The organism is Pseudomonas sp. GL93 (assembly GCF_003408955.1).
In the GTDB taxonomy this organism is placed as follows: domain Bacteria; phylum Pseudomonadota; class Gammaproteobacteria; order Pseudomonadales; family Pseudomonadaceae; genus Aquipseudomonas; species Aquipseudomonas paracarnis.
Map to the genome: position 1 here is coordinate 119,897 of NZ_NKRF01000076.1, position 13,304 is coordinate 133,200.

Below are 13,304 nucleotides of genomic sequence, written 5' to 3' on the forward strand. Positions count from 1 at the left end.
CTCGCGAAAGCGGTGGGCCAGTCAACACATCCGGCACTGACAAACCGCATTCGCGAGCAAGCCCGCTCCCACAGATTACTGCGCGTTCATTCAGATTTTCATGGGGTGCGGTTGCGCCGGGTTTCGATGATGTTCGGCAACTGGGAAATCCGCCCCAGCAACCGTCCCAGTGCGTCCAACCCCGGAATCTCGATGGTCAGGGACATCAACGCAGTGTTGTCTTCCTTGTTCGAACGGGTGTTGACCGCCAGCACGTTGATCCGCTCGTTGAGCAGCACTTGCGAGACGTCACGCAGCAAGCCGGAACGATCGTAGGCACGGATGATGATGTCCACCGGGTAAGTGAGCACCGGCACCGGCCCCCAACTGACCTGGATGATCCGCTCCGGCTCGCGCCCGCCCAGCTGCAACACCGAGGCGCAGTCCTGGCGGTGAATGCTCACGCCACGGCCCTGGGTGATGTAGCCGACAATGGCGTCGCCCGGCAACGGCTGGCAGCAGCCGGCCATTTGCGTCATCAGGTTGCCCACGCCCTGGATCTGGATATCGCCACGCTTGCCCGGCTTGTAGCCAGTGGCTTTGCGCGGGATCAGCTCCAGCTGTTCGTTGCCGCGCTCCGGCTCGACCAGTTGCTGGGCCAGGTTGACCAGTTGCGCGAGGCGCAGGTCGCCCGCGCCGAGGGCGGCGAACATGTCTTCGGCGATCTTCATGTTGGCCTTTTCGGCCAACTTGTCGAAGTCCACCTGAGGCAGGCCCAGGCGCGCCAGTTCGCGTTCAAGCAAGGTCTTGCCGGCGGCGACGTTCTGGTCACGCGCCTGCAGCTTGAACCAGTGGACGATCTTCGCCCGCGCTCGCGAGGTCGTGATGTAGCCCAGGTTCGGGTTCAGCCAATCGCGGCTCGGCGTGCCGTGCTTGCTGGTGATGATCTCGACCTGTTCACCGGTTTGCAGGCTGTAGTTGAGCGGCACGATGCGCCCGTTGATCTTGGCGCCGCGGCAGTTATGCCCGATTTCGGTGTGCACGCGGTAGGCAAAGTCCAGCGGTGTGGCGCCCTTGGGTAAGTCGATGGCGTGGCCGTCAGGCGTGAAGATATAGACCCGGTCCGGCTCGATATCCACCCGCAGTTGCTCGGCCAGGCCGCCGATGTCGCCGAGTTCTTCGTGCCATTCCAGCACTTGGCGCAGCCAGGAAATTTTCTCTTCGTACTGGTTGGACCCGGCCTTGACGTCGGTGCCCTTGTAGCGCCAATGCGCGCACACCCCCAGCTCGGCCTCTTCGTGCATGGCGTGGGTGCGGATCTGCACTTCCAGCACCTTGCCTTCAGGGCCGATTACCGCCGTGTGCAGCGAGCGGTAGCCGTTTTCCTTGGGGTTGGCGATGTAGTCGTCGAATTCCTTGGGAATGTGCCGCCACAGGGTGTGGACGATGCCCAGCGCGGTGTAGCAGTCGCGCATTTCCGGCACCAGCACGCGCACCGCACGCACGTCGTAGATCTGGCTGAAGGCCAGGCCCTTGCGCTGCATTTTGCGCCAGATGGAATAGATGTGCTTGGCGCGGCCGCTAATGTCGGCGTCCACGCCGGTGGCCTGCAGCTCCGAACGCAACTGGCCCATCACGTCGCTGATAAAGCGCTCGCGGTCCAGGCGCCGCTCATGCAGCAGCGTGGCGATTTGTTTGTACTGGTCGGGTTCCAGGTAGCGGAAGGACAAATCCTCCAGCTCCCACTTGATGTGGCCGATGCCCAGGCGATGGGCCAGCGGCGCGTAGATATCGAAAACTTCGCGGGCCACACGGTTGCGCTTTTCGTCATCGGCGGTCTTCACCGCACGGATCGCGCAGGGACGCTCGGCCAGCTTGATCAGGGCGACGCGTACGTCGTCGACCATCGCTACCAGCATTTTGCGCAGATTCTCTACCTGGCCCTGGGTGCCCAACACCATCGACTGGCGCGGGCTGAGGCTGGCGCTGATGGCCGCCATGCGCAGCACGCCGTCGATCAGCTTGGCCACCACCGCGCCGAAACGCTGGCTGACCAGCGGCAACGCAATGTGCCCTTCGCGCACGCCGCGATAGAGCACGGCGGCGATCAGCGAATCCTGGTCCAGCTTGAGATCGGCCAGGATCTCGGCGATTTCCAGGCCAGTGCGAAAACTTGAAGTGCCTTCGGCCCACAGGTTCTTGGCCGCATTGTCTTGCTGTTCAGACTCACGAGCGAACTCGCAGGCTGCTTTCAAGGCTTCACGGTCCAGTGCCGGGTCGACACTGACGGCATGATCCAGCCATGCCTCGAGATTGATACTGCCGTCGGTGTTGATCGGCTGGTGTGCTCTCACCTGTACCATCTTGCTTACCTTCCCTACGACGCACCTTCGATGCGCCAAAATCATCGCCGACTTTTACTGCGAACTCCGTGGCAGTGTTCAGGCCCTGGAGAACGCAGGCCAGTCGGATTAAACGGGCATCCTAGCCCGCTTCAAATAACGCCATGGCCTCGACATGCGCGGTCTGCGGAAACATGTCGAGGATCCCGGCACGCTTTAGCCGGTAGCCTTGCTTGACCAACTCAACCGTGTCCCGCGCCAGCGTGGCTGGGTTGCAAGACACATACACCAGGCGCTTGGCCCCCAAGGCGGCAAGTTTGCGCACAACCTCCAGGGCACCATCGCGGGGTGGGTCCAAGAGTACCGCAGAAAAGCCCTGTTTGGCCCATTCTGCGTCGGTCAAAGGCTGGGACAAATCGGCCTGAAAAAACTGTGCGTTATGCAAATGGTTGCTGACGGCATTGAGGGCCGCACGGTCCACCATGGCCTGTACGCCCTCCACCGCCACCACTTCGCGTACGTGGCGAGCCAGTGGCAGGGCAAAGTTGCCCAGGCCGCAAAACAGGTCCAGTACCCGTTCGTCGGCTTGTGGCGCCAGCCATTGCAGGGCTTGGGCGACCATCGCCTGGTTGACCCCGGCGTTGACCTGCACAAAGTCGCCCGGACGGTACGCCAGCTCCAGATCCCACGCCTCCAAACGGAAGCCGAGGGCCTGACCCGGTTCGACAGGCTCCGGCTGCCCTTCCCCGTGCAGCCACAATTGGGCGTCATGGAAGGCGCAGAATTCCTTCAGGACCTGCAGGTCAGTCTCGGACAACGGCGCCATATGCCGCAGCAACCCCGCGATGGACGAGCCGCTGAACAACTCGACATGCCCCAACGCCTGCGGTTTGCTCAAACGACGCAGCATCGTGGGCAAACGCTGCATGATCGGCTGCAAGGCCTGTACCAGCACCGGGCAATCATCGATAGCGACGATGTCCTGGCTGGCCACGGCGCGAAAACCCACTTCGAGTTGCTTCGCCTTGGCGTCCCAACGCACGGCTACGCGGGCGCGGCGCCGGTAACCGAATTCCGGCCCGCTCAACGGCGCTGCCCACTCCTGTGGCTCGACGCCGGCTACCCGGGACAATTGCTCGGCAAGCATGCGCTGTTTCAGGGCAAGTTGTTCTTCATGGGGTAGGTGCTGCACGCTGCAACCGCCGCAGCGGCCAACATGGGCGCAGGGTGCCGGGCGACGCAACTCGCTGGCCTGGAACACCCGCTCGGTGCGTGCCTCGACCACTTTGCCATGGGCGCCCAACACCCGTGCTTCCACCTCTTCGCCGGCCAACGCACCATTTACAAACCAGGTGCGGCCTTCAAAGAACACGATGCCCCGGCCGTCATTGGCCAGGCGCTCGATGGTCAGGCGCTGTTTCTTGCCCACGGGTATCTGTGGGGCCCGGCTGCCGCCCGTCGGTTGGAAGCGCAGGCCTCTCTCGTGCTTGGCCATCAGTTGGGTTCGTCGAAAATGCCGGTCGACAGGTAACGGTCGCCTCGGTCACAGATGATCGCGACGATCACCGCGTTTTCCACTTCTTTGGACAAGCGCAACATACCGGCCACGGCGCCACCGGAGGACACGCCGCAGAAGATGCCTTCTTCACGGGCCAGGCGGCGCGTGGTGTCTTCGGCTTCGCGCTGGGCCATGTCGATGATGCGGTCTACGCGCGTGGCGTTGTAGATCTTCGGCAAATACTCTTCGGGCCAACGACGAATACCCGGGATGGCCGCGCCTTCCATCGGTTGCAGGCCGACGATCTGGATCGCCGGGTTCTGCTCCTTGAGGTAGCGCGAGTTGCCCATAATGGTACCGGTGGTGCCCATGGAGCTGACGAAGTGGGTGATGGTGCCCTGGGTCTGGCGCCAGATCTCCGGGCCGGTGCTGGTGTAGTGCGCCTCGGGGTTGTCGCCGTTGGCGAACTGATCGAGCACCACGCCACGGCCTTCGGCGGCCATGCGCTCGGCAAGATCGCGGGCGCCTTCCATGCCTTCTTCCTGGGTAACCAGGATCAGTTGGGCGCCATAGGCGGTCATCGCCGCCTTGCGCTCGGCGCTGCCGTTGTCAGGCATGATCAGCACCATCTTGTAACCCTTGATCGCTGCGGCCATGGCCAGGGCGATCCCGGTGTTACCCGAGGTGGCTTCGATCAGGGTGTCGCCGGGTTTGATCTGCCCACGCAACTCGGCGCGGGCGATCATCGACAGTGCCGGGCGGTCTTTGACGGAACCGGCCGGGTTGTTGCCCTCGAGTTTGAGCAACAGGGTATTGCTGGTTTCACCCGCCATGCGTTGCAAGCGGACCAGGGGCGTGTTGCCGACACAATCGGCGATTGTTGGGTACTGCAAGGTCATGGCGTATTCGCAATCCAGACTGCGGGGCGCACATCATACCGGGAAAGGCCGGCGGGCCATATCACGCAAAGTGTGGTCCTTATGGCTTAAAGGCATAAGCCGGGTTTACGTCGGGTCGCCATGGTTGCGCTGGAATACTTCAGCGCCCATCGCAGCAATCTGCCCTTCGATCAGCGCTTCAAAGGGTTTGAGCAGTGGCTCAAACGACGTCGGCGCTTCCAATACCTGCAACGCTTGCATGATCGCTTCGACCGTCGACAAGGCGCCAGGCCCCGGCGCCTTGCGCAAGCGATAGCGGGAAACGCCACCTTCGGCCAATGTCACCCGGGGCAACGCCGCCAGCAAGGGGTTGAGGTGCAACAGTTTGCGCGCCTTGCGCCAGGTGCCATCGGGAACCACCAACAGCAGTGGCTGATCGTCAGGTGCGTAGGCGTGCAGCGGCTCGGCGTCATCCGCCGGAAACAACAGACGTGCCCGATAGCCAGGCGGGCTCAATAGCGTCGCGAGGTCATCAAAGACCTCCCCCACCACCAACTGCGCGTTGTTCAGGCCCAACGCCGCCAACCGCGCAGTATTGAGCGCATGGCCGACCTCGCTCGGGTGCTGCAACAGCAACACGCGGGTGCGGCTGTCGAGGTGGGGGATCAGCGCACAGAGGCAGTGCGTGGTCGGGCGCAGGCAGCGCGGGCAGTGGGGTCGGGACATGGTGTGTTCAGGCCTGGTTGAGCTGGGTCTTGAGCAAATCGCGAAAGGTCTGGATCAGGGGCTCGCGGCTACGGCCACGGCGCATGATCATCGAAAACGGTGCCTGATAGCCGAAGGTGGCCGGCAGCAAAACGCGCAGGTCGCCCTTGTCAGCCCAGGCCTGGGCGTAGTGCTCTGGCAGGTAGCCAACATAAGCGCCCGACAGCACCAGAATCAGTTGCGCTTCCATACTTTCCACCGTGGCAGCGCTGTGCTTGAAGCCGTGGCGCGCCAGTTCGGCCTGGCTCCAGTAACCTCGCCCGACCATGCGTTGCTGGGTGATCACTTGCTCCGGGATGCGCCGCTCGTTGAACAGAGGATGTCGGGTGCTGCAATACAACCAGTGCTGTTCGCGGTACAGCGGCATGTAGATCAGCCCACTCATGCGGTTGGAAAACGCACCGATGGCCAGGTCCAGGCGATTGTCCTGGACCCCCAGTTGCAATTCGTAGGGGCTCATCACCGACAGGTGCAAATGCACCGCCGGGTGCTCCAGGCTGTAGGCGCCAATCACTTCGGCGAACGGCAAGGCCTTGTCGCTGACGGTGGAGTCGAGCACCCCAAGCTTGAGGGTGCCGCGCAACTCGCCTTTCAACGCGGCAGCGTATTGCTCGAAACCTTCGAGCTCGCCCAGCAGGCGCAGGGTTTCCTGATGAAACAGCTCGCCCTTGCTGGTCAGGCTGAAGCCGCCACGGCCACGATGGCACAGCACAAGCCCCAAGGCTGACTCGAGTTGGCTCATGTAGGTGCTGATGGCCGACGTCGACAGGTTGAGCTCGTGCTGGGCATTGGCAAACCCTTGATGGCGCACGACGCTGACGAAGATGCGCAGGAGTTTCAGGTCGGGCAAGGCGTTGGCCATGGGGGCTCCATAAACTTCAACTAACTGTAGGAGCGAGCTTGCTCGCGAAAAACCTGAGAACGCCGCGTACATTCTGGACGTGCGCATCATCGTTGACGTTTTTCGCGAGCAAGCTCGCTCCTACAGAGACCATGGAGTTTACCCCAGACTTTAGTTTAGAAAAATCTGAACTAAGTATTTGCCTCTGCCGATTCTTCCTAAGCCAGGCTTTTCGCAGAATCGGCCATCAATAAACAAAACAACGATGAGGCAATCCCGTGGACAAGATTTTCCACCAACCACTGGGCGGCAACGAAATGCCGCGCTTCGCCGGCATCGCCACCATGATGCGTCTTCCCCACCTGCAAACCGCCAAGGGCCTGGACGCCGCCTTTATCGGCGTGCCCCTGGATATCGGCACCTCGCTGCGCGCCGGTACACGCTTTGGCCCACGGGAAATCCGCGCCGAGTCGGTGATGATCCGCCCCTATAACATGGCCACCGGCGCTGCCCCCTTCGACTCATTGTCGGTGGCCGATATCGGCGACGTGGCGATCAATACCTTCAACCTGCTCGACGCGGTGCGCATCATCGAAGAGGCCTACGACGAGATCCTCGAGCACGACGTCATCCCTCTGACCCTGGGCGGCGATCACACCATCACCCTGCCGATCCTGCGAGCGATCCACAAAAAACATGGCAAGGTCGGGCTGGTGCACATCGATGCCCACGCCGACGTCAACGACCATATGTTCGGCGAGAAAATTGCCCACGGCACCACCTTCCGCCGCGCCGTGGAAGAAGGCTTGCTCGATTGCGACCGCGTGGTGCAGATCGGCCTGCGCGCCCAGGGTTATACCGCCGAAGACTTCAACTGGAGCCGCAAGCAAGGCTTCCGTGTGGTCCAGGCCGAAGAATGCTGGCATCACTCCCTCGCGCCGCTGATGGCCGAAGTGCGGGAAAAAGTCGGCGACGGCCCGGTGTACCTGAGCTTCGACATCGATGGCATCGACCCCGCCTGGGCGCCCGGCACCGGCACCCCGGAAATTGGCGGGCTGACCACCATCCAGGCCATCGAAATCATCCGTGGCTGCCAGGGCCTCGATCTGATTGGTTGCGACCTGGTAGAAGTTTCGCCGCCTTACGACACCACCGGCAATACCTCGTTGTTGGGCGCCAACTTGCTGTACGAAATGCTCTGCGTATTGCCTGGCGTCGCGCATCGCTGATAAGGCGAACGCACTGAGAACGATAAAAACCGCGTCTTCACACTCACAACCAAGGGGGTCGCACAGATCCCCGACAACGATGTACCTGACCTTCGCTCGCGTGTTTACCGAGCCAGCTGCCGCCTGATCGCCCATAAAAAATATAATCGGAGAACCGCCGTCATGGCTTTGGATTTATTCGTCGTACTCATCTACGCCGCCGGCATGCTGGTGCTCGGCTACTACGGCATGCGTCGCGCCAAAACCCACGAAGACTACCTGGTCGCCGGCCGCAACCTCGGCCCATCGCTGTACATGGGCACCATGGCCGCCACGGTGCTGGGCGGTGCGTCCACCGTCGGCACCGTGCGCCTGGGGTATGTGCATGGTATTTCTGGTTTCTGGCTGTGCGCCGCGCTGGGCGCGGGCATCATTGCCCTGAACCTGTTCTTGGCCAAGCCCCTGTTGAAGCTGAAAATCTTCACCGTCACCCAGGTCCTGGAAAAACGCTACAACCCCATGGCCCGCCAGGCCAGCGCGGTGATCATGCTGGCCTACGCGCTAATGATCGGCGTGACCTCGATCCTGGCCATCGGCACCGTGCTGCAAGTGCTGTTCGACCTGCCGTTCTGGTTGTCGGTACTGGTGGGCGGCGGCGTGGTGGTGGTGTATTCGACCATCGGTGGCATGTGGTCGCTGACCCTCACCGACATTGTGCAATTCGTGATCAAGACCGTCGGCCTGATGTTCATCCTGTTACCGATCTGCCTGTACCGCGTCGGTGGCTGGGATGAGCTGGTGGCTAAGCTGCCGGCGTCGAACTTCAGCTTTACCGCAATCGGCTGGGACACGATCATCACCTACTTCATGATCTACTTCTTCGGCATCCTGATCGGTCAGGATATCTGGCAACGAGTGTTCACTGCCCGAGATGAAAAGGTCGCCCAGTACGCGGGCACTTTCGCCGGTTTCTATTGCATCCTGTACGGCTTGGCCTGTGCGCTGATCGGCATGGCTGCCCATGTGCTGATCCCGGACCTGGACAACGTCAACAATGCCTTCGCCGCGATCGTCAAAGCCTCGCTGCCGGAAGGCATTCGCGGCCTGGTCATCGCGGCCGCGCTGGCCGCCATGATGTCCACCGCCAGCGCCGGCCTGCTCGCCGCCTCCACCGTGTTGCCCGAAGCCCTGCTGCCCCGCCTGCGCGGCGGCAAGGCGTCGAGCCTGCGCATCAATCGCCTGTTTACCCTGTTGACCGGCATTGCCGTGCTGGGTATCGCCTTGGTGGTGAACGATGTGATCAGCGCCCTGACCCTGGCCTATAACCTGTTGGTGGGCGGTATGTTGGTGCCCTTGATCGGCGCGATCTTCTGGAAGCGCGCGACGACCTCGGGCGCAATCACGTCCATGAGCCTGGGTTTCGTGACCGCGCTGGTGTTTATGTTCAAGGATGGGTTGGATGCAAACACGCCGATCTACTACAGCCTGGCGGTGGCGCTGGTGAGCTTTGTGCTGGTGAGTTTGCTGTCGCGTCGCCCCGACAAAGTGGCGGCTGCGGGGGTTTGAGCTATAACAGGGACGGGGATATTTTCTTCAGCGGGGGCGGCGTCGGGGGTCGCGCCCGTTTTTTTTTGCCTGGTGAAAAACAACTGTGGGAGCGGGCTTGCTCGCGAAAGCGGTGTGTCATTCAACCTTTTCGTTGCCTGACACACCGCTTTCGCGAGCAAGTCGAATCGTCGCACCGCCGCTCCCACATTTTTTAGACCGCGTGATTAGCGGCGACGTGGCCGACGCTGCTCGTCATCCGTGCGGATCGGCACTGGTTGCAGCGGAGGCTCGATCAAGCCCAACGCAACGCCAAGGTCGTGGAGCCAGTTTTGGATTTTCTCTTTCATGATTGCCCCCTTTGAGGGTAGTGCTGGCCGGCGTGAGTTCTGTCGCCGTTTCCTACAGTGATAGTAGCCCTAAGTCCTAGGTAATGCTTGAAGGAAACCACAACGAACTATTACTGAATTGATCCAAATCCTGACGGATCGTTCAAGCAATCGCGCGCGTGTCTTGCACGCATCGTGGGTTGCCGTCTTGCTGCAGGTCGATCCATGCATTGAGATTAGCGCCGAGCATACCCTTTCGCCACATCAGCCAGGTGGTCGCAGTGGCAAAAGGCCCGGTCAGCGGATGAACGGACACGCTGTCCTTGCCGGGCAGGCTTTCGAGCATTGACTCAGACATCAACGCCACCCCCGAACCGGCAATCACACAGGCGAGCATGCCTTGGTAGGACTCGATCTCGATCGCCCGCCCCATCGCCACACGCTCATGGGAAAACCAGGTTTCCAGGCGCGTGCGGTAGGCGCAACTGCGCCGAAACGTGAACACCGCACGGCCCGTCACATCCTGGGGGCCACGCACCGGCGGGTGATCGGCCTCGCAAATCAGCACCAGGCGCTCTTCGCACAGCGGTACGCCATCCAGGGTGGCGATGGTCAGCGGGCCGTCGACGAAGGCCGCGTCCAGGCGCCCGGTGATCAGCCCTTCCAACAACTCCCCACTGGGCGCCGACTGCACCTGAAGGTTCACCATGGGGTAAGTCTTGTGATAGCGCGCCAGCAGCTTCGGCAAATGAACCGCGGCGGTGCTGTACATGCGGCCCAAGACGAAATCACCGGCCGGCTGCCCGCCTTGTACGGCGCCGTGGGCTTCGTCGTGCAGCGCCAGCAGGCGGGTGCTGTAGTCCAGCAGTACCTTGCCTGCCGGAGAAAGCTGCAAACGTTGGCGCTCGCGCACGAACAGATCGACGCCCAGTTGATCTTCCATTTGTTTAAGCCGGGTCGACAGGTTTGAGGGCACGCGGTGCAGGCGCTCAGCGGCGCGGGTGATGGAGCCCTCTTCCGCCACGGCCTGGAAAATGCGCAATTGACTGAACTCCATTACTTTCTCCAAAACTGAACAAGTTACTCACTATTATTCAATTTTACAGAAAGTCAATCCGTCTTAGCCTGCAAGGCATTCGCTTCTTTGCAGGAAACCTGAACATGTCCCCGCTGATTCGCTTACTCGCCAGCTTCGTCGCCCTGATGATGGCCGTGGGCATTGGCCGCTTCGCCCTGACTCCGCAAATGCCGCATTTGCTCAGTGAAGGCCAGATCAACCTGACCGGCGCCGGCCTGATCGCAGCCGCCAATTACCTGGGCTATTTTGTCGGCGCGGTGGACTCGATCTTTGCCCGCAGCCATCAGCATGTGCGCGGGCGCCTATACGGCGGGCTGTGGTTGTGCGTATTGCTGACCCTGGCGTCCTACTGGGCCCACGGGTTCTGGCCGCATGTGCTGCTGCGCTTCGGCACCGGGGTCGCCAGTGCGTGGGCTCTGGTGATGATTACCAGCCTGAGCCAACCACTGGCGATTGCCGCCGGTCGTCCACGCCTGGGTGCGCTGGTGTTTGCAGGGCCGGGGTTGGGGATTGTGTTGACGGGGCTGCTGGCGCTGGTGTCGAACCTATCGGGGCAAAGCTCTGCCACGCTGTGGTTGCTCTACGGGGCGGTGGCGCTGGTGATGTTGTTGGCGATCCTACCGTTTCTACCCAAGCCGGCCCTGACGGTTACACAGGCCACCAGCGCGGGAAACAACGGCAGTATCGCGCACCTATGCTGGATTTATTTCCTGTATGGCCTGGGCTATATCATCCCGGCGACTTTTCTGTCGCAGATGGCCAGCGCTCAATTCCACGGGGCCTGGCAGGCCGACTTGTTCTGGCCCTGCTTTGGCCTGGCGGCCGCGCTGGGAGTGGGGGTTGCAAGCCTGCGCCGCAAGCACCCGAACACCACCCGTCGCTGGCTGATGGCGACTTTATGGCTGCAAGCGGCCGGGGTATTTGCCTGCCTGCTTGGCAATGGCTGGGGCTTGGCGCTGGGCGTGTTGCTGTGCGGTGCGCCCTTTCTGGCCTGCATGCAGTTGGTGATGGCGCGATTACGGGAGGTCGCGCCCCATGGCTACCAACGCAGCACGGGGTTACTGACCGCCAGCTTCGCCGTCGGCCAATTGAGCGGGCCACTGTTGGCGTCGGTCAGCAGCCACCTCAGTGGCAGCCTGCAACCGGCGTTGGTCGTTGCCGGTACCGGGTTGTTATTAGCCGGTTCAGTACTGATCAACCGCCCTCTACCGCCGCAGCCGATTTGCACACAAGTGGCCAACGGTGCAGCTAATCGCTGTTAGGCACGTGCCCCACGCCATGTCCATCAGCGCCAACCCAGCGGACCAGCCTTGAAGCGTGGCCCAGTTGCTCAGGTCATAGGTGCCATAGGCCACCAGGCCAAGCAAGGCGCCCAAACGCGCAGCGCGCTGCCAACTGGCGCAGGGCAAGACCACCAACACTACGCAGCCAAGGACATACAGGAGATAGAACAATACCGCAGGCAACAGGCGTGGCTGATCAAGCATCAGCGCGCCAAGCAGGGATTTGTAGGTGGAGCCCATGAGCACGCCAAGCCAAAGGCCGTCGAGGACCAGGAAGGCGAGCAAGGTACCGAGGTAGGCGAAGAGCGTTCTCTTGGACATGACACGAGCCTTTGTAGGAGCGAGCTTGTTGTGGCGAGCAAGCTTGCTTGCGCTGGGGTGCGAAGCGCCCCCAAAAGCTCGCGACTGCTGCGCAGTCGAGCGGGAGCAAGCTCCCTCGCCACAACAAGCTCGCTCCTACAGGAGAGCAGCCTGTACTCAGCTTAGTTCAATGCGGTCCGCATGAATCACGATCTGGCCCTGCTTATAAAGCGCACCAATGGCCTTCTTGAAGTTGCCCTTGCTCACCCCGAACAAGTTGCTGATCACCGCCGGGTCGCTTTTGTCGCTGACCGGCAGGCTGCCATTGTTATCGCGCAACTTGGCGAGGATCTTCGAGTTCAGGCTGGAGGCCGCTTCCTGGCCCACCGGCTGCAGGCTCAGGCTGATGTTGCCATCGGCGCGGATCTCTTTGATAAAGCCCTTCTCTTCCTTGCCCGGGCGCAGGAACTTGAACACTTCGTTCTTGTGGATCAGGCCCCAGTGCTTGTTGTTGATGATCGCCTTGAAGCCCATGTCGGTGGCTTCGGCCACCAGCAGGTCGACTTCCTGACCCACCTGATAGTTCGCCGGCGTTTTGTCCAGATAACGGTCAAGGCGAGCGGTGGCGGTGATGCGCTTGGTGTGCTTGTCGAGGTAAACGTGCACCACGCAGTATTCGCCCGCGGTCAGCTGGCGTTTTTCTTCCGAGTACGGCAGCAGCAAGTCCTTGGGCAAACCCCAGTCAAGGAACACCCCGATACTGTTGACTTCCACAACTTTCAAACTGGCAAATTCACCGACTTGAACTTTGGGCTTTTCGGTGGTGGCGATAAGTTTGTCATCGCTGTCCAGATAAATGAAAACGTTGAGCCAGTCTTCATCTTCACTGGGAATATCTTTAGGGATATACCGATTAGGCAAGAGGATTTCCCCCTCTTGCGCACCATCGAGGTACAAACCAAAGTTAGTGTGCTTGACTACTTGCAAGCTGTTGTAGCGCCCGACTAAAGCCATTTCCAATACCCTCATTGCGTGGGCGGCATTCTACCCGAGTTGTGCCCTGCACGCGCACACGCCTGAAAAATCGCGGGCTGGCATGGCGTTCCAGTGGCACCGCCCCACTCGTCTGATCGTTCGGTTCACTTTGAGCAGGCCATCAGCGTGCCCACCAGCCTGTGGTTTCCAGCTAAAACAGTAAGTTAGCGCTTTATTTCAGCGCTGAACTTCGGTTATTTCCAGCGCTGCGTCTTATTTCTGA

At 61.2% G+C, this 13,304-nt stretch carries 12 protein-coding genes; 3 read left to right on the forward strand and 9 right to left on the reverse strand.

The genetic code is table 11. The features are described from left to right. Window positions 1-98 precede the first annotated feature (98 nt). The 5 genes from relA to CER19_RS15285 form a co-directional block, all read right to left on the reverse strand. Window positions 99-2,342, reverse strand: a complete 2,244-nt coding sequence (gene relA, locus CER19_RS15265) for a GTP diphosphokinase (protein ID WP_116667005.1) — start codon at window positions 2,340-2,342, stop codon at window positions 99-101. Window positions 2,343-2,463: 121 nt separating this feature from the next. Continuing rightward, complete coding sequence (rlmD, locus tag CER19_RS15270) at window positions 2,464-3,816, reverse strand: 23S rRNA (uracil(1939)-C(5))-methyltransferase RlmD (RefSeq protein ID WP_116667006.1); 1,353 nt, start codon at window positions 3,814-3,816, stop codon at window positions 2,464-2,466. Next, entirely contained in the window at window positions 3,816-4,718 is a 903-nt protein-coding gene (gene cysM, locus CER19_RS15275) for a cysteine synthase CysM (protein WP_003193080.1), read from the reverse strand. The genes rlmD and cysM overlap by 1 nt, the downstream gene beginning before the upstream one ends. 105 nt (window positions 4,719-4,823) lie before the next feature. Next, window positions 4,824-5,423, reverse strand: a complete 600-nt coding sequence (locus CER19_RS15280) for a tRNA-uridine aminocarboxypropyltransferase (RefSeq protein WP_116667007.1) — start codon at window positions 5,421-5,423, stop codon at window positions 4,824-4,826. Between the two features lie 7 nt (window positions 5,424-5,430). Continuing rightward, complete coding sequence (locus CER19_RS15285; protein WP_116667008.1) at window positions 5,431-6,324, reverse strand: LysR family transcriptional regulator; 894 nt, start codon at window positions 6,322-6,324, stop codon at window positions 5,431-5,433. A gap of 257 nt (window positions 6,325-6,581) precedes the next feature. Here CER19_RS15285 and speB point away from each other — a divergent pair, with 257 nt between their 5' ends. Next, complete coding sequence (speB, locus tag CER19_RS15290) at window positions 6,582-7,532, forward strand: agmatinase (RefSeq protein ID WP_116667009.1); 951 nt, start codon at window positions 6,582-6,584, stop codon at window positions 7,530-7,532. Between the two features lie 162 nt (window positions 7,533-7,694). Further along, a complete protein-coding gene (locus CER19_RS15295; RefSeq protein WP_116667010.1) occupies window positions 7,695-9,077 on the forward strand; it encodes a sodium:solute symporter in 1,383 nt (460 codons plus the stop codon). 206 nt (window positions 9,078-9,283) lie between these two features. Here CER19_RS15295 and CER19_RS29085 read toward each other — a convergent pair whose 3' ends face one another. Beyond that, window positions 9,284-9,406, reverse strand: a complete 123-nt coding sequence (locus CER19_RS29085) for a PA1414 family protein (RefSeq protein ID WP_003193089.1) — start codon at window positions 9,404-9,406, stop codon at window positions 9,284-9,286. A 142-nt stretch (window positions 9,407-9,548) separates the two neighbouring features. Next, window positions 9,549-10,442 carry a LysR family transcriptional regulator gene (locus CER19_RS15305; protein ID WP_116667011.1) on the reverse strand — a complete coding sequence of 298 codons (894 nt, stop codon included), beginning with the start codon at window positions 10,440-10,442 and terminating at the stop codon, window positions 9,549-9,551. 104 nt (window positions 10,443-10,546) lie between these two features. On the opposite strand from CER19_RS15305, the gene CER19_RS15310 reads away from it, so the two are divergent. Beyond that, complete coding sequence (locus CER19_RS15310; RefSeq protein ID WP_116667012.1) at window positions 10,547-11,725, forward strand: MFS transporter; 1,179 nt, start codon at window positions 10,547-10,549, stop codon at window positions 11,723-11,725. Here CER19_RS15310 and CER19_RS15315 read toward each other — a convergent pair. Further along, window positions 11,669-12,067, reverse strand: a complete 399-nt coding sequence (locus tag CER19_RS15315; protein WP_116667013.1) for a DUF2177 family protein — start codon at window positions 12,065-12,067, stop codon at window positions 11,669-11,671. The genes CER19_RS15310 and CER19_RS15315 overlap by 57 nt on opposite strands. 156 nt (window positions 12,068-12,223) lie before the next feature. Further along, entirely contained in the window at window positions 12,224-13,060 is an 837-nt protein-coding gene (locus tag CER19_RS15320) for a S1 RNA-binding domain-containing protein (RefSeq protein WP_116667014.1), read from the reverse strand. Between the last annotated feature and the right edge of the window lie 244 nt (window positions 13,061-13,304).